The organism is Laceyella putida (genome assembly GCF_042665195.1).
GTDB lineage: Bacteria > Bacillota > Bacilli > Thermoactinomycetales > Thermoactinomycetaceae > Laceyella > Laceyella putida.
In genome coordinates this window covers 189,622-210,047 of record NZ_JBHTBW010000021.1, presented here as the reverse complement: position 1 = coordinate 210,047, position 20,426 = coordinate 189,622, and the positions used below count along the sequence as shown (strand labels likewise).

Here is a 20,426-nt window from a genome sequence, read left to right as displayed (position 1 = left end):
CGTTTCACCTTGTTTCTATTACCGGTTCATTTGAAGAACAGGGAGCTTCCCGCATCAGGAAGCTCCCTGTTTAACGAACGCCTCATACTCTTCCCTTGTGTTGATATTGATCACACATCGCGTGGAAAGGTCTTGCTCGGCAAAGAAACGTTCCTCCACATAAGCGCATGACAATTGTTGCAGCAACTCCTTGACCCGATACTGCTTCCGCAACAGGAGTTCCCGTATTCGCTCACCCGTGTCGACCCGATACACCCCATGCAGCGGATGATCTTTGCCTTGAAGACGCGGGATCGCCGCTTCTTTCCGCAACCGTTCCAGTTCTTGTTTCAACGCGGCCGCTACCACCGCCGAAAGATACGGCATGTCGCAAGCCACCACCCATACATACGGCGTCGCGGCTACTGCAAAGGCGGCATCCATCCCACTTAACGGACCACATCCGGCAATCTCGTCCCCAATCACCTGCACCTCCCGCTTAACCCACGCAGGAAACACTTCCGGTTGCTGGGTCACCAATATGACCTGCTGACAAATCCGCTTCATCTCCCTGACTTGCCGCTCAATGATCATCTCTTCCCCTATTGGCAACAATGCCTTCATCTGTCCATGCATCCGCCGATTTTGTCCCCCGGCTAAGATGACGCCCGCAATCTCCATTCTCTCTCCCCTTTGGCTGCGAGGGATGCCCATTCCTTCATCGGCTTCGTCAGAACCGCTTTTTTCCGCTTGGGAACCCCTTAAACCTGGACAACTGAATCATCTGCGTTCACAAAAGAGCGGTTCACTCTTCGATCCCGCGGATCAGATCACGCTCAATCTCCACCAACAAACACAAGGCCTGCGCGACAGTGATATTATAACGCCGGCAATACTCTTCAAAGAAACGATAGAGCGATTCCGGCATACTGGTTTCCACACGGATGTAATTTTCCACCACATTGGTGGCCATGTAGTGAGCCAAAATTCCTTTGGAGTGGTCATTCTTCCGTTCGGATTTTTTACTTGACTTGTTAAATGCCACACTGCCATTCTCCGCCATTTTCCCCACGAACCCTTCCTCCGCGGCTGTTGTTGTATCCATCGTTTTCAACATAACGACTCTCCTTTTTTTATGTCATGCAACCAATTAGGTAAGGGACTGGATCTGGTAGAACCTCTCTTGAACGGATCTGTTCGCTTCCCTGTTATGTAATCCATTGCGATTGCGTTACCCTTTCCATATTGCATACGACTCGTCGGCAATCATTTCCTGCCAAATCAAAAAATAAAAACCATCCCCTGATTAAACATAACTAGGGCGAAATAGAAAAAGCTAGGATTCAACCTAGCTTTTTCATTTATTTAACAGTCATGCAGGCTACTTCTTGCAAACCCACAACGCTTTGCGCAACAGCCATTTGGGCCGGTCACTGCTCGGATCGAATCCCAAGGCGGCTTGTTGTGCCGATGGAGCGGCCTTTAGCAGCGCCAATATCTTTTCCCTGTGATCTTGGGGCGTTTTCATGCGTTCAAACCACTGATGCATATCTTCGGCAAATGTCCATGCGCGCACCCGTTCCACCCGCGTAAAACCCGCTTCTTTCAGGAATGAGGTCCAACCTTCAACCGTATGGATATGCCCATGAGACGGATCCCGCAACGCCTCAATCTGATTATAAAGCGTTTCTTCACCCGGCCCTTCAGGAGCGACATTATCGATCAAGATAAAACAGCCACCCGGCACCAGGCAACGAACCACTTCTTTAAAAGCCTGGGCTACGCGCGGAAAATGGTGTGCGGCCAACCGGCAGGTGATCACATCAAACAATTGGTCGGGAAAGGCCAATTGTTCAGCATCACCGACCATCCAAGTCACATTCCGAATTCCCCGCTCCCGTGCCCCCCGTGCCGCCACTTCCACCATTTGCTCAGTCAAATCCAAACCAATCACGCGTCCGACACAAGAGCTTAAGGCAAATGCCGTATTTCCGGCCCCTGTTGCGATATCGAGCGCCAGGAGCGAGCGCGGTTCCAAGCGGGACACTTCTTCTACGATCCACGCCAAGTCTTGTCCCTTGGCATGAATCTCGCTCGTCGCATAACCCTCCGCCGTTGCGCCAAACTGTTGTCGCACCTTGTCCTTTCGGTTCATCCTTTCTCCTCCCTCGATTAAAGGTCAATCCAAATCATCTCAACATTCTGAATTGAATTCGGAGTTTAGTTGAGCTCAGCCATCCCAAACCGCCATGTCGGGGAAAAACAATCACACCCAGTCCAAGGCCAGGTGATCGTCAATGAGAGGCGCTTCTCATTTGTTGGTTAGAGCGTTGGTTCCCGCATCACTTTGCTTTCGGTTGTAACTCGGCCGGAAGCGTGATTCTTCCCTTGAACACACCGCGCACTTCTGCCGTTTGGATTTGTTGATAGGCAATCATGCCCGTCGCCGTTGGAAGCTGAAACACAAACTGAGTCGAAACGGCGTGAAGCACATGCGTCTTTGGATCGATATGCACTTCTCTTTTATAGGATTTTAAGGAAATCTTAGCCGGATTAACCCGGATTCCCAATCCCTTTAATTGTTTCAGGGTGGGCTCCAGCTCCGCCCGCGCCTTGCTCCACAAAACCCCTTCGTTTTGCCCCGGGGCCAACTCCGCCGTAACGCTGGTGTATCCATGCGACTCCACCATCTTCAGCTTGGCGTTTTTTTGCTTGGCCACTGATGCCAATTCAACCAGTGCTTGCGTCGGATCTTCTATGCTCGTCTGCATCTGGACGCGTGTTCCCGTCTTCCAAGGCCCTTTCCCCTCTTTGAGGTAACCTTTTTCCCCGATGATCACCAACTGCTCCGCTTTTTTCTTCCCCTTGGATAAGATGGTACCCTGACTGCTTAACGCATAAGGGTCTATGGTTACATTGACCTTTGCTTCAAACCGGGCTCCCGTCTGTTGCTGCTTCAATGTTAATTTTTCCTGGCTTTTGAGCTGAAAGCTCCAGCCTTCTCCTCGTTTCAACGTTGTCTCCGCCAATTCCAGCACTTCCACTAACGTGGGCGGACGCAGTGAAGGTTCCGTTTTTTCCAAGACAGGCTTTTCCTCCTGCCAAGGCATCGAACAACCGGATAGAGAGAATAGCAGGGTAAAAGCCAGCAAACCCTTGTTTAAAACATGCATAAAAGCCTCCTGAGACATGAATTCGTTTATATCAAAATTAATTATACAATAATATATTCGTTTTTTCTTCTTTAAACCAACCGTTAGTAAATCGTGTTACTTGGTTCATTGTTCTTTATGCCTGTCAATTGACCACTCCCCATGCCTAAAGGCAGGGAATTCTTGGGTTATCCCGCGACGCTCGCTCTCATCCCCATAGCTGAAGCTAGGGGTTTTCTTGCTCGCATTGATATAAAAAGGAGTTGACCCCATCAAGTGAGGCAACTCCTATTAGCGCATGAACATGCACGGATCAGGCTAAGAAAGGGAGTGAATCCATCCCCATGTTCACCTTTTATTCAAGCTGGCATCAACGAGAAAACGGGTATTGATTGGGTGCTACAAACGTGCCTGGACCATGGTATTGGTTCGGTCCAGGGAATTGGTTGGGTTGGGTTGGATATTGGTTGTTGGCGGGTGGGATCGGCAATGCTTTTTGTCCTTGTGGTTGGATTTGCTCCAACTGTTCATCATCCAATCCTTCCATGCCGAATTCTTCCAAGACGCGGCGAACCAGTTTCAACTCATCCGATACCATCTCATCCTGGTCTTTGGACTTCAACAACAGATTTTGGTACTGTAAGAGTGCTTCTTCAATCAAATCTAGTTCAGCCTTTGTCAGGTTCACTGTGATCTTCATCGTTTCTACTCCTTTTACCTTATCCTTTTAGCCTAACTATATGATAATCATATCGACATAACAAAACAACCAGAAGTCGATCTGGTTGCTTTTATATTCATATAATCTTCTATTTCAAAACAAATCAACTCTTCATTCAGCGTTGCTTTTCATCCGATTTCCCCAGTTTTGCTATTTCGTCCGTTATTTTCATGAAAATCCGCTTGGCCCGCGGATCATCCGGGTTTCCTATCCCTCTCAACACCACGGAGATGGCCACTTTCGGTTTGGCGTATGGACCAAAACCAATCATCCATTTGTTATAACGTTTTTTATCCATTCCTATTTGCGCTGTTCCTGTTTTGGCGGCCAGGGGCCACTCGGCATGGGCAATCGATTGGCCGGTCCCTTCGGTAACCACCATGCGCATCATCCGCTTCATCGCTTCAATCGTCTCCGGTTTTAATGGTTGTGCTTCCGGCACATATTGAGGCTGGAACCGATAAATCACCTGTCCAGTCCCATCTTGGATTTCCTTCACCACCCGGGGTTTGGGTGGTTTTCCTTGGTGAAACAAAGCCGTTACCATATTGGCCGCTTGCAATGGGGTCACCCTCACATCCCGCTGGCCAATCCCCGTCTGGGCCTTAACGCCGAGATCGTTTTTCGGCGTCGATTTGGCAAAGACCATTCCTTTCTGTTCCTGTGGCAACTGCTTAAAGTGCTTATCGTGAAACACTTTGCCGGACCAGATCACTTCTTGCGTCAAGCCCAACCGCTTGGCATAGGCTTCAATTTGCTCCGCGCCCAATTTTTGCGCAATCATGCCCAGCACCACATTGCAGGAGTCGGCATAAGCTTCCGCAAACGTTTGGCGTCCATGTGGTTGTTCATCCGTTAAACGGGCCTGTTCCAATTCCCCATCGCAATGAAAGACCGTATCCGGCTTCACGATTCCCTGTTCCAGCGCCGCAACCGCGATCACGGTCTTAAAGATTGAACCGGGTGTTGTCTCCAACAGCGCCCGGTTATCCCAAGGTTGATTCTCATTTTCCCCCTTGGTCACCGCTGGGCGGCTTGCCATCGCCAAGATATCCCCGCTGGCGATCTCCTGCACCACGACGGCTCCATCCTGCATGTTTTCCTCACGCAGGATCTGTTCAACGCGCAACTGGATCTCCTTATCCAACGTGGTCACCACTGTATAAGGGATGGCATCGCCTCCTGCCCGGTTTTGTTTCAGCTTCATCTGCCCGCCGATAAGCGGCAGCCCGCTGCCCATCGTCGTATAAGCCAGGCGCTCCTCATTGCCGCCATGCAAAAAGGGTTCAAAGGAGGCTTCGATTCCCGTCACCCCCATATAAGAGCCAGGTGACCATTGGCCGTTCGCCACATGATCGGGATACCATGCTTTTAAAAGGGCGGGATTTTGAATCACACGCCCTAATACCTGTTGGGCTGGCTGGTTCATCGCCATCCGATAGTCGGAGCGAACCACCAACACCCCCGGCAAATTCAACTGGCGAATCATTTCCTTATCCGCTTGGGACAAGACCATTTCTTCTCCCATCCTTCCCGAGAGCAGAAGGGGAAAACGGATCCGCGCCAATTGGTCGGCCAGCTCCGCAACCGGCATATGAATAAAGGAGGCCAATTGGGCAAACTGCTTCGCTCTCGATTTTAACTGATATGGGGTCTGCGGAAACACAAGGAGGTGATAATCATCCCCACCAGCCAATCGCTCCCCGTGACGATCCAAGATCGCACCCCGGCCGCTGTTGAGCAACATTTCTTCCTGGTGGCGCTCTTCCGCCAATTTGATGAGATCCACCCGCTGATTGAACATGGAAAATGAGCGTGTCGCCTCAATCTGAATATAATAAAGACGCCACACGATCAGGCCAAACGTGGCGATCAATCCGAAGCTGATTAACCAGGTACGCCACTTTCTCATACATAAACACCCCGCTCTTCTCTCTCCAGCTTGGACAGGAAATGAGCGGGGTATACGCGCGAAAACGTGTTGTCAAAGTTGATTCAAATCTCCGTTCAGAATCCGCGAATGGCGACAACAGCCGGACGCGGCATATCACCATAAGGCCAATGGCTGGTTGGATTCTGCGGATCTTGAGTCTCTTCACCCGGATGCTGGACAGCGATAAACAGCGTGCGTTGATCTGGGGTAAAGTCAGGCCCTGTCATCTCAGCTTCCCGGGGCCCCGAAGCGAATTGGAAGGCTTCCCCCGCTTGCCGCCCTTGGGTCGCGATAAAGAAAATCCCGTTATTCTTAAACGTTTCATAGGTATTGGCTTGGTTCAGCTTGCTTGAGGAAATATCCGTGCACACCCATAAGTTGCCCTGCTTGTCAAACAGAAGATTATCCGGGCAAGAGAAGCCGCTTTGGCGCCCCCCCACGGCAAACACTTCAAAGATAAATCGTTCAGCCGCCGCATCATCCCCGGCTTCCATCAGGCGCAAGATTTGGCCGTGAAAATTTCCGTGTTTCGTATTATTGGTTAAGGCGAGGTATACGCTGCCATCGCGCGGATTGACTTCCACGTCTTCCGGACGGTCAAGCGGCGTGGCCCCCACTAATTTGGCCGCATCCCGGGCATGCACCAGCACATCCCCCTGTGTGGCGAACTTCGCTTTTAAAGCCGGACTCCGTTCCAAATCCAAGGGCACCCATACGCCATCACCCAAGTTCGCCACATAAAGCGTCCCCCGACTGAGTAGCGTGTGGTTGGCTTTGCCCAGAGCCGGCTGATATTTCTCCGCGCTCACAAATTTGTAGAAATATTGGTCATTGGAATCATCACCCATATACACAACCAAGCGCCCATCTTTCGATAAGGTCATCGCGGCGTTTTCATGGGCGAAACGACCGAGCGCCGTATGTTTGCGAGGTTTGGAAGTTGGGTCAAACGGATCGACTTCCACAACCCAACCATAGTGGGTAGAGTTGCGTCCCCAACGCGCCGCGTCTTCCTCAAAGTTTTCTTCACAAGAAAGCACGGTGTTCCATAACGTTCTGCCCCCGCTGCAGTTGGCAAATGTCCCTTTCACTTCGGTAACGTGACCGACCGTGGCATCCCCGCATGCGGGACCGGTCAGATCCATCATCGTATTGGCGGTAATCCGACGGGCATAGCGGCTCTCTTTCACAAGCTTCCACTTGCCATCCGTTTTCTTAATTTCTATAACGCTTCCACCGACATTGTATTGTTCAATGGCATGCTTCCGGGCATCCGGCGTATCGGCTGTATACATCCATAACGCCCCAGAGCCCACATATTCATGATTTACCCATAAGAGGCCGTGTTCAGATGATCCTTTGATTGGGAAGTATACGGTCAAATCACAGTTATAACCGAACTTTTCGCCATTTCCGATGTCATCGCCCCAAGCGGCGATCACATCATACTGAAACCCTGGAGGCAAAAGCAACTTGTCCTGGTCAGATGGAGAGATCGGGCGAAATGGCGGGCGTTGCGCCATTTTCTTAAAGGCGTCGGTCGCTCCCTTTTCCGCCGCCTGGGCCACTTGATCCATTCCCGTTGTCACTCCGACCAATGCCGCTGTCCCCACCCCGACAAACTTCATGAATTCTCGTCGTGTTATATGATTTTCTGCCATGATGACACTCACTCCCCATCCGGAAATGCGGTTCTATCATGTTCTAAATTAATGGAATGATGTTAACAACACGTAAACGACTCATAAAGAAACCGTAGGAATTAGATTCTCATATTTTTGGCCATCGCCTTTCTTTTTTCGAAACAGATAATATCTCGTGTTTTCTATATAAATTTATCGCAATAATGTTATTTTTAACCAATTAATAAAGAAAAATACGACATCCCGCCACAATTTAACGACTCAATCCTTTATTGATTTTATAAAAATATATTGTCTTAATATTTTTTCATTTAAACAAAGGTTAAATATGATTGGTTATCAAATAATTTAAATATTAAACTTTTTAACCTATTGCTACAGGAGGTTAACATCATGAAAAAAGGGTTAGCGATCGCCATGTTTTTACTTGTCCTGGGTGCCTGGTCGCCCACATTTGCCTATGTGCTGTGGGGTTATAAGTGGTCCAGTCCCAACATCACGTATGAATGCGACATGTACGGCGACTACACGACGCAATGCAACAACGGCAAAACGGAATGGAGCAACTGGACCGATGCCAATCTGTCCTACAGCTCAAGCCCCGGCATCACCACCACGGCCGGCAACTTTGGCAACGTATCCTGGAGTGGACTCTGTTCCGTTGGCTCCAGCTCCGGCAGCACTGTTTATCGCATGGATATCTCCATTAACACCTACTATACGGATGGATACAGCTCCCAAAAACGCAAAGGAGTCATCACCCATGAGCTGGGACATGCCCTGGGACTTGGCCATGAAAACCGCTTGGGACCCGGCGGGGCTGTCATGTACGACAACGATGGACGGACCGTTTATTCCCCGACACAAGACGATATTAACGGCGTCAATGCCATTTACTGATTCATAAAGGAGGAACCAACCCCATGATCAACCACATCAAGCGCAGTTCCTATCCCCTGTTGATGGTCGCTCTCGTTCTTTTGCTTGCGGGCGGATTATACTATTCCTTTTTCGCACCCAAAGAATTGGAACTGGGTGTTTCCCTGGACAAGCAATATAGCAGTGTGGATGAAATGAAGCAGGAAGCTGAATTAATCGTCGAAGGAACCACCTTGGCCAAACAAAGAGGGATCAAATATCAAAATATGCTGTTCACAACTACGGATTTTAAAGTGACGCAAACGATCAAAGGCAGTGTGAACGGCAAAACGATTCGCATCTTGGAAACCGGCGGATTTGATGGGAACAATCATTATACCGTCGAGGGCAATAAAATCATGGACAAGAACCAGTCTTATGTCCTGTTCCTGCAAAAATACCAAGGTCCCGTTACCGCTGAGGAGGCGTATGTGATCATTGGCGCCTACCAAGGCAAATTCGCAGTGAACGGCAATGAGGTCTCTCCGGCGCGCGAAGTGGCTCCCGCCATCGCGAAGCTGGAATCGAAGCAAGCGCTCATCGCGGACATCCAAAAATGATCAAAAAGCCTGGCTCATACATAGCCAGGCTTTTTAGGGCTCAAGCGGGTGACGTGGAGGGGAGTCCTATTGTCGACTCGCTTGGGCTCTTTGACGATTCTGCTCCCGTTTTCGCAAATTGGCTTTATGCCCTTGATCATTCTCCGCAAAATAATGAAGGTTGGAGCCGTCATCCCTTGTCACATAAAATAGGTATCGATGCTTCTGCGGGTGCAAGGCGGCTTCCAACTCCACTTTGGTCGGAGAGGAAATGGGGCCGGGCGGCAATCCGGTGATCGCATAAGTGCTGTAAGGATGCTTTTCATAATACATTCTCTCCAACACTGTCTTAATTTTTTGCCCTTTCATTCGATACATAAACACGATCGTTGCATCCACTTGCAGCTTTTTGTTTTTTTGCAACCGGTTATAGATCACGCCTGCGATAATGGGCTTTTCGCTTTTGACCTGGCCTTCCCGTTGAATGAGGGAAGCGACGGTCACCAATTGGTCCAGCGTCATCGGCTTGTTGCCGTTCAGCGGTGAATCTTGTTGCAACTGCTCCTGGATCTTCAATTCCACCAGTTGTTTATTAAACCGTTCCAACATCGCGTTCACGATGTTTTCCGGCTTCTCTTTTTTAGGAAAGTAATAAGTGTCCGGATAGAGATACCCCTCCAGCTTATAAGGGCGCTGCGGATGGTTGGGAATCTGTTTTTCAAAGGCGAACTTGGGAGTCTTGTTGTTGAGCGCCTTGAGAAACCCTTGTCCATCCAAGCCATTCTTCGTTAAGCGATCCGCAATGTCATACGCGGTAAAGCCAGGAATGACATCGATGCGGACCGTATTTTCCTTTCCTTCGGCAAACCGGTCCAACATCTGGTCCAATGTTTCCCCGGGCGCGATTTCGTAATTGCCCGCACGCAGATTGGTTTTTTGTTTCCAAATGACATAATAACGAAAGAAGTATGACTCACGGATTAAGCCTTTTTCCTCCAAAATCCGGCCAATCCCCTGCAAGGAGGTTTGTGGCGGGATTTGCACTTGCACCGGTTGTGAACGTTTGGACGACCCCAAGGTAAAATCAACATAGAGCAAACCCAATCCGATCCACCCGGCCAAGAGCACCAAGGTAAAGAAGATACGCAAAAACCATCTCATTATCGTAGGTCTCCTTTTACCAAAATAAAATAAAAACCTTTCACCAAACTTTATTCCATATTAACATAACTCGTGCAATCACTATATAAATAAAACAATCCTTTATTTACATAAATATCCCATACACGCTTTGAAAACAAAAAGTCCCCTCCTCATTATAAGGGAAGGGGATTCTGTTTACTCAACTTATTCTCCACTTGCTTGGACAGCTTGGACTTTTTCCCTATTTTTCTTACTAATCGCGTTATATTTCTGATGCTGTTCATAACTGGTGGCGAAATAGTGACGATGAGTGCCATCTTCTCTCGTCACATAATACAGAAATTTATGGTTCTCAGGCTCCAACGCCGCCGCCAACGCATCTTCGGTCGTGTTGGAAATGGGTCCGGGAGTTAAGCCTATATTTTCGTACGTATTGTACGGATGACGGACACCTTTATACATTTTTTGGTAAACCCGGGTGACTTTTTGCCCTTTCTCTCTATACATAAAGACAATCGCCGCATCCACTTGCAAAGGCATGTGGATATCCAGCCGATTATAGATCACTCCCGCAATCCGAGGAAGTTCGCTCTTATCCTGTCCCTCGCGCTGAATCAGCGAGGCCACTGTAACCACCTTATCCAACGTCATGTTTTTTAATCGCGGATGGCTTTGCAGTTTTTCTTCCACATTTAACTTCTCATAGTGGTCATTGAACTGGCCCAACATTGTATTGATGATTTTCTCTGGTTTTTCATTTGGCTTGAAATAATATGTATCCGGATAAAGATAGCCCTCTAATTTATATTTGCGGTAGGGGCCTTTGGTGATTTTATATTCAAAAGCGAATTGCGGTTTCTTATTGTTCAGCGCTTCTAAAAACGCTTGCTTGTCAAAGCCTTTGGCCTCTAGCCGATCTGCGATTTCATATACGGTCCAGCCCGGCGGGATGACGACTTTCACTTTATTCTCTTTCCCATCGGCAAACTTGGCCAACATGTCATCCAAAGTTTCCCCGGGCAAGATTTCAAATGTTCCCGCTCGAAGAGTGGTTTTGTTTTTCCATGCCGCATAATAACGAAAAAAATACGCTTCGCGGATCAACCGTTTCTCTTTGAGAATGCGCCCGATCTCTTGTAAGGTCGAATTAGGGGGGATTTCAACCTCTACCGGTTTGGTTCGTTTCGGCGATCCCAAGGTGAAATCGGCGAAGAAGTAACCCAATATTCCCCACCCGGCCAAGAGAGCAATGGTAAAGAAGATACGCCAAAACCATTTCATTTGTCTTAGTACCCCTTTTGCCTAAATAAAATAACATCTCCTTTTTGCAAAAAAACTCTTTTATAGGGTATCACAGATAAACGAAAAAAAAACGGGGAAACCTCCCCGTTTTTACTGATATTCATGAAAATATAACATTTCATCAACAGCTTCGGCAATATTCTCCCATTCATTGTCATCCTCAATTTCTTCCAGCGCCCCTTGGTTGACGCGGAAGAGATAAGCGTCATCCGGATGATCGTCAGCTTTGCGCAACAAGGCGTAATGTTGCCCCGCCACATCCACTTCATTCACCAAATGGTAGGGTGTCTCTTGATGGATCATTTGTCCATTCGCCAGCTGTTGCCGTAGAATCTGAACCTCGCGTGCCTCTGTTCCACCCATCGTCTAAAAACCTCACCTATTTATGATCTTCGTCTTCCAATTCGATGCCCGAAAAGAGGGTGTTAAACATCTCTTCCACGAGGTTCCATTCTTGTTCGTTGTCTTCGTCAATCATCTCCAGCGTAATGTCATCGCCTTCTTCGGTGTAACGGAAAGCCAGCACCTCTACGCCGCCTTCTTCTTCGTTTTCGTTTTCCAATTCATCCGCCGGAGCCACAAACATATATTTATTTCCTGTTTCGTCACTTTCAAAGGTGTACAGGATCTCGAATCTTTCTTCAGTTCCATCTTCGGTTGGAATCATAAGAAACTCTTGTTGTTGTTCTGCCATGTTTAAACCCTCCTGTTTGCATCAATATACCCTTGCAATATCCAAGTGGCGGCCAATTGGTCGACCACCTGCTTGCGTTTCTTCCGCGACATGTCCGCATCGATCAGCGTCCGTTCCGCCGCGGCTGTGGATAAACGCTCATCCCACATGTGAACGGGAAGGGAATAGCGCTCATGAATTTCTTTAGCCAACGCTTGGCAAGCTTCTCCGCGGGGTCCCAATGTCCCATTCATGTTTCGCGGAAGACCGATCACGATCTCTTTGACGCGGTACTCCTGAACCAGCCGATCCAGCGCTTGCCACCAATCGCCCGCTTTCCGGTCAATCACGGTGACTCCCTGGGCCGTCCAACCCAGTGAGTCACTGACCGCGACGCCAATTCTCCGCTCTCCCACATCCAACCCGAGGATGCGTGGAGAATCTATATCCAATGAAGAGAACTCCTCAAACCCCATGTCGTTTCCTCTCTATTGACTATTCTGTTCAATGTAGTATTTGACCAGTTCCTCAATGATCTCATCGCGCTCCAACTTGCGAATCAGTGTCCGGGCATTCTTATGGCGCGGTATATAAGCAGGATCTCCGGAAATGAGATAGCCCACAATCTGGTTGATCGGATTATATCCTTTTTCCTTCAGCGCCTCGTACACTTGAAACAAGACATCCTTAGGGTCAAGGTCTTGATCACCCCGAAAATTAAACTTCATTGTTTCATCCATGGATGATTTCACACCTCTCTATTTGGATGACCAGCTTCTTACTTCTTCGCCCTTGCCCGGACATTCTCCTGTTAAATTCTATTTTTGCGCTTTGACGAATTCAGCGACCCGACTCAATGCTTCAGGCAAACGCTCAGGCTGTTTGCCGCCCGCTTGCGCCATATCTGGACGGCCGCCGCCGCCACCGCCACAGAGCGTAGCCACTTCTTTGACCAATTTGCCCGCATGCAAGCCGGCTTTCACATAGTCCGGCGACACAGAGGCGACGATTTGCACTTTGCCGCCTGCGTTGGAGCCCAACACAATGACCCCTTGCCCCACTTTTTGTCTCAAGTCGTCGACCATGGACCGCAGTTGCTCCATATCATTGGCTTCCACTTGCGCCGCAAGAACCGGCACCCCGTCCACGTCATGAACCTGGTTCACCAGTTCACCCGCTGCCGCTTGGTTTAGCTTCGCCCTAAGCGACTCGTTTTCACGGGACAATTCTTTCATCCGCTCCTGCAATTGCTCAATGCGCTCGGCCACATCCGCAGGTTTCGCTTTGAGCAGGGCAGCCGCTTTATTTAGAAGTTCCAATTGCCCTTCCAAGTATGCGAACGCGCGACGGCCCGTCACAGCTTCAATCCGGCGTGTGCCCGAACCAATCCCACTCTCGCTCAGGATTTTGAAGAGGCCGATTTCGCCGGTGCTTTCCACATGGGTTCCTCCGCAAAGCTCCAGGCTGTAATCACCCACTTGCACCACGCGCACCACATCACCATACTTTTCACCGAACAGCGCCATCGCGCCCATCGCTTTCGCTTCCGACAGTGGTTTTTGCATGATGTTGACTTTAGTATTCACCCAGATTTGCTCGTTTACACGTCGCTCCACATCACGAATCTCGTCTGATGTCATCGCCCCGATATGCGAGAAGTCAAAACGGAGGCGGTCGGGAGCGACCAGGGAACCCGCTTGGTTGACATGCTCTCCCAACACTTCTTTGAGCGCTTTGTGCAACAAATGCGTCGCCGTATGGTTTTTGACAATGTCTTGCCGCAAGGTCTCATCAATGGAAGCGCGCACTTCAGCCCCTTGCCGGATCGTTCCCGCTTCCGCCACCACGGTGTGCACATGTTCGCCACGCGGCCCTTTTTTCACATCTTCCACCCGCAGTGTGCCGCCGGCCGATTCAATCCAACCCGTATCGGCGACTTGTCCGCCGCTTTCCGCGTAAAAAGGAGTTTCTTCCAAGATGACAAGGCCTTTTTGTCCCGTTTGAATCTCCTCAACCACTTGGTCATCAACAATAATCGCGGAGACGCGGGTATGTTTCTCGCGCTCGGTGTAGCCCACAAATCGCGAGACCGCTTCCAGTTCAGCCAAAGCGCCCCCTTGCACTTGCATGCTGTCCACATCTTGGCGGGCGGCACGGGCGCGTTCCCGTTGCGTTTCCATTTCCTGTTCGAATCCGTCCCGATCCACTTCCAGCCCATGTTCCCGTGCGAAATCCTCGGTCAAATCAACGGGAAATCCGTAAGTATCATACAACTTGAACGCTTCCATCCCGGTGATCGTGGCACGTCCTTCCGTTTTTGCGGTCGCCACCACGTTTTCCAATATATGCAAACCTTCACTCAGGGTTTCCAGGAAACGCTCTTCTTCACTTTTGATGACGCGTTCAATAAAATCTTTCTTATCCAGCGGCTCCGGATAATAATCTTGCATGATTTCCGCCACGATCGGGGTGAGTTCATGCAGGAAGGGACGTTCCATCCCCAACTTCCGTCCATACCGCACCGCTCGGCGCAACAAGCGGCGCAAGACGTACCCGCGTCCCTCGTTGGATGGCAGAACCCCATCCCCCACAGCGAACACAATGGTGCGAATATGGTCGGCAATCACCTTTAACGCAATGTCAGTATCAAGGTCCTGTCCATAGGTTGCCCCGGTGATGCGGCAGGTGGCTTGGATGATCGGCTGAAACAAATCGGTGTCATAGTTGGTCGGCACGTCTTGCATCACCGAAGCCATCCGTTCCAAGCCCATTCCAGTATCGATGTTTTTCTTGGGCAGTGGGGTGTAGGTGCCGTCCGGATTGTGGTTGTATTGGGAGAACACCAAGTTCCAGATCTCCAGAAAGCGTTCATTTTCGCCCCCTGGATACATCTCCGGATCGTTGGGGTCGCCAATGTGCGCGCCGCGGTCATAGAAAATCTCCGTATTGGGACCGCTTGGCCCTTCCCCGATATCCCAGAAGTTCCCCTCCAGCTTCACAATGCGCTCGGCTGGAATGCCGATTTTCTCATGCCAGTAACGATATGCCTCATCATCTTCCGGATGGACCGTCACAGAGAGCCGGTCGGGATCCAGGCCCATCCACTCCGGGCTGGTCAAAAACTCCCATGCCCATGTGATCGCTTCTTCTTTGAAGTAATCTCCGATGGAGAAATTGCCCAACATCTCGAAAAACGTATGGTGTCTGGCAGTATACCCGACGTTTTCAATATCGTTGGTGCGAATGGACTTCTGTGAGTTGACAATGCGCGGATTTTCCGGTGTCACCCGGCCATCAAAATATTTTTTGAGCGTGGCCACCCCGCTGTTAATCCACAACAGTGTGGGATCATCCACTGGAACCAAGGAAGCGCTCGGTTCGATTTGGTGCCCTTTCTGCGCGAAAAATTCAAGATATTTGCGTCGAATTTCACTTGCTTTCATCTACTCGTCTCCTCCTTATCCCGTGCAAAGAAAAAACCTTCCCATCCCCAGAGAAAGGGACGGAAAGGTTTCCGCGGTACCACCCTATTTACCGCATCTATGGTAGTGGCCAAAAGCCGACTATACAACACGGTCACTTCATTTTTGGATAACGGCACGGTTGATGCCGGCAGGGATTAGCTGCATTCCGGAACTGGCCGCGAGCCTGTCTTAACCGGGAAAACCTCACAGCCAAGGGCTTTCCTCTCTGACGGGGACATGGATCGCTCGGTTCCATCACCATATTCTTCGCTTTGCATTGTCTTTAAACCATTATACAAGTTCGTTTTGAAAGTTTCAAACCCTAACTTTGCTCAAATGGTCCACCATGTGTTCCAACACCACTTTGCCCATGGCGAAAATCGGCACGGCCAAAATCAATCCCCACACTCCGCCCAACTCGCCACCCACCAAAAGCGCAAAAATGATGGCCAATGGATGGAGGTGCAACGTCCGTCCCACGATCTGCGGGGAGATCACGTTGCCCTCCAGCACTTGCACCGCCAGATTGACGAGGATCACTCCCATAAGCATGCGCGGCGAATGGATCAATGAGACGAATATGGCGGGAATCGCCCCAAAAATCGGCCCCAGATAGGGAATGATGTTAAATACCGCCACCAATCCCGCCAACAACAGAGCGTAGGGCACACCCACGATCAGATAACCGATATAGGCTAATACCCCGATGACCATGCACACAAGAAACTGGCCGCGCACATAATTGCCCAACGCTTCATCCATGTCATGAACCAACCGGGCAAACTCCCGGCGGCGCTGTTTTGGAAACAGGGCGAAAAAGGAACGCTCAATCGAATGAATATCTTTCAACATATAAAAAGCCAAAAACGGGGTAATGAACAGCAAAAAAAGCTGGTTTAAGGTGGCGCCCAGACCACTCATCATTTTTTCAACATACGAACTTAATTTTTCTTCCATCCGCCCGAGCGATTTTTCAAGCCCTTGTCGCACCCCGGACGGCAATATCTCTTTGCTGTGGTCATTGTATTCTTTCAGCATTCCTTGAATTCGTTGATTCCATTGCGGCAAATGCTCCGACAGCTCTTGCAACTGTTCTTCCAAGATCGGCACCATGTTGATCGTCAGAATAACCAAGGAGACGATAAACAAAGAATAGATGAGCAAAACGGACAAAGACCGGGGCAATCCCTTGTGACTTAACAAATTAACAATCGGATGAAGGAGATAGGAGATGATCATCGCAATGAAGAAGGGGCCCAACACCGCACGCAAAAACTCAAACACGACTTGCAACCAAGGATTGATCTGGTACAACATGAATAAAATCCCCAGTATCACCAGGATAAGCAAAGAGATTTGCAACGCTTTGCTCAGGTTCCACCGTTCCAATGGCGCCCCCCCTTATCGGACAAGACTTGCTATCTTTAAGATACGAAAAATCGGGGAGTTTTATGAAAAAATCACACGGTTTTCGCCCTCTGATCGCGTTTCGTTCAAGATCCCGTATCGAAAAAACCCCGGGCTTAAATCAGCCCAGGGGTGCGGTCGGTTACCTAGCCAGTGAGAGATTTCTCATCATGCGTTTCATCATGCGGTTCCCATCGAACCGTTTCAACATGGGATACACATAACGAAACCATTTGTTTCTCCGCCGTCTCATGCCCATTAAAGCGTTGGCCCCGATCGCCAGCAGGCCACCTAGCATCAGGGTGATCATCATTTGACGACTCATGTGGCTCCCTCCTTTGGCACGGTTGGTTGATCATCAATCCAAATAAACAGTTTGGCTATCCTCTTCAAAAAACAGGTCATTGAGGGACGTTAAACTGCCGTCTTCCTCCACTTGATACACGGAAGAGATCCGATTATTTTCCGTCGTCATCTCAACATAACATTGCCAGCAATAAAGCTGGTTGGTTCCTACTTTTCCCAGGTCGTGCGAATTGCAATTGGGACAGCGAAGCATACTTCTTCCCTTCTTTCAAGCTAACTTTCTTTGATCCGGATATCTTCACAAGGCGCGATCAGCACATCCTCACCCCATACGAGGGGCTTGGTGAACTTAAGCACTTTACGCCCTTGTCTGAGATCGGCAAGGAGTCCTTCCGATACTTCGTACCCTATCAGCGTTCCCACTTCCTCTTGGAAATAGACATTTTCTACCATTCCCAATTCATGTCCGTTGCTTAGCAAAATGGTGCGCCCTTTCAGTTTCTTGCCTCCGGAACGAAGACTGATCCAGGATTCCGCTTCTTCGGGAAGAGCTTGTATATCCGCTTCGCTGTCCACTACGATCGCATCCGTACCCATTGAATGAATCCGTTTGGCCGGGATGAACTTACGCCGCTTAAACAGTCCCCCATGTTCAAACAGTATCCCTTGCCAAACGTGAGCGGAGTCAAAGAGCAAATCTGCAACCGTCCCCAATTGTTTGCCTGTATGGCGGTGGATGATGGATAGCCCGATCACTTCCTGGGATTTGCGCAAGGAACATCGCCTCCTCCGCTTACCTTATAGTATGGATAAGGTCGGCTTAAGCATGTAGGGGAGATGTTGGAAGCGTCGGGGTTTTGTCTTTGTCATATCCATCCAGCTTGATGAAAAAGGACTTCTCATACATCACATGCATGCCGCTTTTCACCAATCTTCTTCAATGAGGTCTTTTAAACAACTGTTTCGCTCATCTCCCCGTTGCCGTTTGATCCCTTCCGCAAAAGCTTCTTTTTCCCCGCACAAGATCAGGTAAGATTTGCTGCGCGTAATGCCGGTATAAATCAAATTGCGCTCCAACATCCGGCGATACGCGTGCAACACGGGAAACACCACAATCGCGAATTCAGATCCTTGTGACTTATGCACAGAACAAGCGTAGGCGAGGGAAATCTGACCCAATTGCGTTCGTTTGTATGGCACTTCCAATTGATCATACTGCACCCACAGCACGGGTTGATCCCCGCCCGCATCTTCGTCGATGGCGGAGATCATCCCCATGTCCCCGTTATATACGGGGTGTTCGGGATGATTGACCAACTGGAGCACCTTATCGCCCAAACGAAACACCGTTTCGCCCCAAACCACTTCTTTTTTGTCAGCCGTTTTCGGATTCAGCACCGCCTGAATCTCTTGATTGATGCGTTCCACTCCCACCGGGCCTTTATAGATGGGGGCCAAAACTTGCACATCAAATAAGGTGTACCCCTTTTTGATCGCATTCTGCACCGTTTTGACGATAATCGGCAAAGCCTGTTCTTTTTTGCATGGAAAAAAGCGCCGGTCCGGCCACGGCTTCATTAAATCATCAGGCACTTCCCCTTGTTTGAGGGAGTGGGCCAAACAGATGATGGACGACCCTTCCGCTTGACGGAATATTTCATTTAATTCCACCCGGGGAATCGCCTCAACCTGCAAGAGATGGTGAAGCACTTGCCCCGGTCCCACTGACGGGAGCTGGTCTTGGTCTCCGACAAAGATCACCTGCATCCCTTGCGGCAAGGCACGCAATAACTGGTTGGCCAACCAAATATCCAACATGGACGTTTCATCGACGATCAACAACGAACCGGTGATGGGGTGTTCGGCGTTGTGTTCAAAAAACTCCCCTTTCCAACCCAAACATCGATGGATCGTCATGGCCGGAAGTCCTGTCGTTTCCGACATGCGTTTCGCCGCCCGCCCCGTCGGCGCAACCAGCCGGATGGGAAAAGGCGTCTCTGTTCCCTCATAATCATCGGGACGGATGGAGACTTCGTGAAGCCGGGCATAAAGCTGGCAAATCCCGTTGATGACCGTCGTTTTCCCCGTACCAGGCCCGCCGGTCAAGATCATGAAAGGCGAAGTTAACGCCGTGATCATCGCATCTCTTTGTTTATCCGCATAACTCACGCCCAATTCTTCTTCAATCTCCCCAATGACGCGGTAAAGATCCGCCACACTGAACTCCAGTTCCAACTCCTGCTCCAACATCTGTTTCACCCGAAGTGCGCAGCCGTATTCCGCATAATACAGGGATGGCATATAATACCGATCCTCCTCGCACAACAGGCGTTCATCATCCAGCAACTTTTCCAACCCCAGCTTTCGCACCTCCGCCGGAAACCACTCTTCGGCCCGTTCTCCCAACAGCTCATTTACTTGGGCGTTCAATTGTTTCAAAGTAAGATAAACATGTCCTTGTGACATGGATGCCTCTTTAATGGCATACAAGACGGCGGCATGAAACCGTTCGGGAGACGCTTCATCCAAGCCTTGATGTCGGGCGATCTCATCCGCGCGCCGGAAACCGATTCCATCAATATCATCTATCAGCCGATACGGATTCTCCTTCAGAATGGGAATGGTCTGGTGCTTGTACGTTTGAACGATTTTCAAAGCCAATGTGGCCCCGATTCCAAACTGATACAAATAGACCATCGCTTGTTCCAAGGCCTGATGCTCATACAACTGATTGGCGATTCTCTCCGCCTTGGACCCTGAAACGCCTTTGATTTCCGTCAACACGTCGGGGTTTTGGGCGATTTTATCCAACGCGTCCGAACCCAGATGCTCCACAATTTTTTCCGCCGTTTTTTTGCCCACACCCTCAAACAACCCGCTGGACAGGTATTTGACAATCGCTTCTTTCGAACGCGGAACTTCCTTTTTTACCTGATGCGCATAATATTGCCGTCCAAACTTGGGGTGTTCCCTCCATTCGCCAAAACAAGTGTACACTTCATCCTCATGCGGGCGCAGCATATGGCCAACGACGGTCACTTCCTCATCCGCCACTTCTTCCGACGCTTCACTCACACGCATCAAAAAAACGCCATAACCGTTATCTTCATTGTAAAAAATCTCTTGAAAAAAAGAGCCTTTGATAAAATGCTCGGTATACAATTCCAATTCCGCTTGCTTCATCTTCATGCACACCTTATCATCATGTGCTTATTGTCCGCCCCCCTGGTCCGGGGTGCAGTCCTT

At 49.6% G+C, this 20,426-nt stretch carries 21 protein-coding genes; 2 read left to right on the top strand and 19 right to left on the bottom strand.

All coding sequences use genetic code 11. The annotated features are described in order from the left end of the window. Window positions 1-54: 54 nt before the first annotated feature. From mobA to ACFQNG_RS09495, 7 genes are all read right to left on the bottom strand, one after another. Window positions 55-660: a molybdenum cofactor guanylyltransferase gene (gene mobA, locus ACFQNG_RS09525; protein WP_379864688.1), complete on the bottom strand. Its 606-nt coding sequence runs from the start codon at window positions 658-660 to the stop codon at window positions 55-57. Between the two features lie 124 nt (window positions 661-784). Continuing rightward, entirely contained in the window at window positions 785-1,096 is a 312-nt protein-coding gene (locus ACFQNG_RS09520) for a hypothetical protein (protein ID WP_379864687.1), read from the bottom strand. Between the two features lie 264 nt (window positions 1,097-1,360). After that, a complete protein-coding gene (locus ACFQNG_RS09515) occupies window positions 1,361-2,134 on the bottom strand; it encodes a class I SAM-dependent methyltransferase (protein WP_379864686.1) in 774 nt (257 codons plus the stop codon). Window positions 2,135-2,321: 187 nt separating this feature from the next. Next, window positions 2,322-3,152, bottom strand: coding sequence for a hypothetical protein (locus ACFQNG_RS09510; RefSeq protein WP_379864685.1), 831 nt, complete (start codon window positions 3,150-3,152; stop codon window positions 2,322-2,324). A 349-nt stretch (window positions 3,153-3,501) separates the two neighbouring features. Beyond that, window positions 3,502-3,831 (bottom strand): hypothetical protein, encoded by a 330-nt coding sequence (locus ACFQNG_RS09505; RefSeq protein ID WP_379864684.1) that lies wholly within the window; start codon window positions 3,829-3,831, stop codon window positions 3,502-3,504. Between the two features lie 136 nt (window positions 3,832-3,967). Beyond that, complete coding sequence (locus tag ACFQNG_RS09500) at window positions 3,968-5,764, bottom strand: peptidoglycan D,D-transpeptidase FtsI family protein (RefSeq protein ID WP_379864683.1); 1,797 nt, start codon at window positions 5,762-5,764, stop codon at window positions 3,968-3,970. 95 nt (window positions 5,765-5,859) lie between these two features. Continuing rightward, window positions 5,860-7,446, bottom strand: a complete 1,587-nt coding sequence (locus tag ACFQNG_RS09495; protein ID WP_379864682.1) for a PhoX family protein — start codon at window positions 7,444-7,446, stop codon at window positions 5,860-5,862. 375 nt (window positions 7,447-7,821) lie between these two features. On the opposite strand from ACFQNG_RS09495, the gene ACFQNG_RS09490 reads away from it, so the two are divergent. Both ACFQNG_RS09490 and ACFQNG_RS09485 read left to right on the top strand, forming a co-directional pair. Further along, window positions 7,822-8,328 (top strand): matrixin family metalloprotease, encoded by a 507-nt coding sequence (locus ACFQNG_RS09490; protein WP_379864681.1) that lies wholly within the window; start codon window positions 7,822-7,824, stop codon window positions 8,326-8,328. Window positions 8,329-8,351: 23 nt separating this feature from the next. Then, entirely contained in the window at window positions 8,352-8,906 is a 555-nt protein-coding gene (locus ACFQNG_RS09485; protein WP_379864680.1) for a hypothetical protein, read from the top strand. Between the two features lie 66 nt (window positions 8,907-8,972). Here the strand turns inward: ACFQNG_RS09485 and mltG (ACFQNG_RS09480) are convergent, their stop codons facing one another. The 12 genes from mltG (ACFQNG_RS09480) to recD2 form a co-directional block, all read right to left on the bottom strand. Beyond that, window positions 8,973-10,046 carry an endolytic transglycosylase MltG gene (gene mltG, locus ACFQNG_RS09480; RefSeq protein ID WP_379864679.1) on the bottom strand — a complete coding sequence of 358 codons (1,074 nt, stop codon included), beginning with the start codon at window positions 10,044-10,046 and terminating at the stop codon, window positions 8,973-8,975. Between the two features lie 186 nt (window positions 10,047-10,232). After that, window positions 10,233-11,309 (bottom strand): endolytic transglycosylase MltG, encoded by a 1,077-nt coding sequence (gene mltG, locus ACFQNG_RS09475; RefSeq protein WP_379864678.1) that lies wholly within the window; start codon window positions 11,307-11,309, stop codon window positions 10,233-10,235. Window positions 11,310-11,420: 111 nt separating this feature from the next. Beyond that, window positions 11,421-11,693, bottom strand: coding sequence for a DUF1292 domain-containing protein (locus ACFQNG_RS09470; RefSeq protein ID WP_379864677.1), 273 nt, complete (start codon window positions 11,691-11,693; stop codon window positions 11,421-11,423). A 16-nt stretch (window positions 11,694-11,709) separates the two neighbouring features. Continuing rightward, window positions 11,710-12,024 (bottom strand): DUF1292 domain-containing protein, encoded by a 315-nt coding sequence (locus ACFQNG_RS09465; protein WP_379864676.1) that lies wholly within the window; start codon window positions 12,022-12,024, stop codon window positions 11,710-11,712. A gap of 2 nt (window positions 12,025-12,026) precedes the next feature. Further along, the gene (gene ruvX, locus ACFQNG_RS09460) at window positions 12,027-12,455 is read right to left on the bottom strand and encodes a Holliday junction resolvase RuvX (protein WP_379864675.1); all 429 of its coding nucleotides are present in this window, start codon (window positions 12,453-12,455) and stop codon (window positions 12,027-12,029) included. Window positions 12,456-12,491: 36 nt separating this feature from the next. Beyond that, window positions 12,492-12,731, bottom strand: a complete 240-nt coding sequence (locus tag ACFQNG_RS09455) for an IreB family regulatory phosphoprotein (protein ID WP_379864674.1) — start codon at window positions 12,729-12,731, stop codon at window positions 12,492-12,494. Window positions 12,732-12,821: 90 nt separating this feature from the next. Next, window positions 12,822-15,446, bottom strand: a complete 2,625-nt coding sequence (gene alaS, locus ACFQNG_RS09450) for an alanine--tRNA ligase (RefSeq protein ID WP_379864673.1) — start codon at window positions 15,444-15,446, stop codon at window positions 12,822-12,824. Between the two features lie 336 nt (window positions 15,447-15,782). Then, window positions 15,783-16,856: an AI-2E family transporter gene (locus ACFQNG_RS09445; RefSeq protein ID WP_379864672.1), complete on the bottom strand. Its 1,074-nt coding sequence runs from the start codon at window positions 16,854-16,856 to the stop codon at window positions 15,783-15,785. A gap of 160 nt (window positions 16,857-17,016) precedes the next feature. Next, complete coding sequence (locus tag ACFQNG_RS09440; protein ID WP_379864671.1) at window positions 17,017-17,199, bottom strand: hypothetical protein; 183 nt, start codon at window positions 17,197-17,199, stop codon at window positions 17,017-17,019. A 33-nt stretch (window positions 17,200-17,232) separates the two neighbouring features. Continuing rightward, complete coding sequence (locus ACFQNG_RS09435; protein ID WP_379864670.1) at window positions 17,233-17,433, bottom strand: hypothetical protein; 201 nt, start codon at window positions 17,431-17,433, stop codon at window positions 17,233-17,235. 20 nt (window positions 17,434-17,453) lie between these two features. Then, window positions 17,454-17,954 (bottom strand): PRC-barrel domain-containing protein, encoded by a 501-nt coding sequence (locus tag ACFQNG_RS09430; protein WP_379864669.1) that lies wholly within the window; start codon window positions 17,952-17,954, stop codon window positions 17,454-17,456. A 150-nt stretch (window positions 17,955-18,104) separates the two neighbouring features. Further along, window positions 18,105-20,363, bottom strand: a complete 2,259-nt coding sequence (gene recD2 / locus ACFQNG_RS09425) for an SF1B family DNA helicase RecD2 (RefSeq protein ID WP_379864668.1) — start codon at window positions 20,361-20,363, stop codon at window positions 18,105-18,107. Window positions 20,364-20,426: the final 63 nt, after the last annotated feature.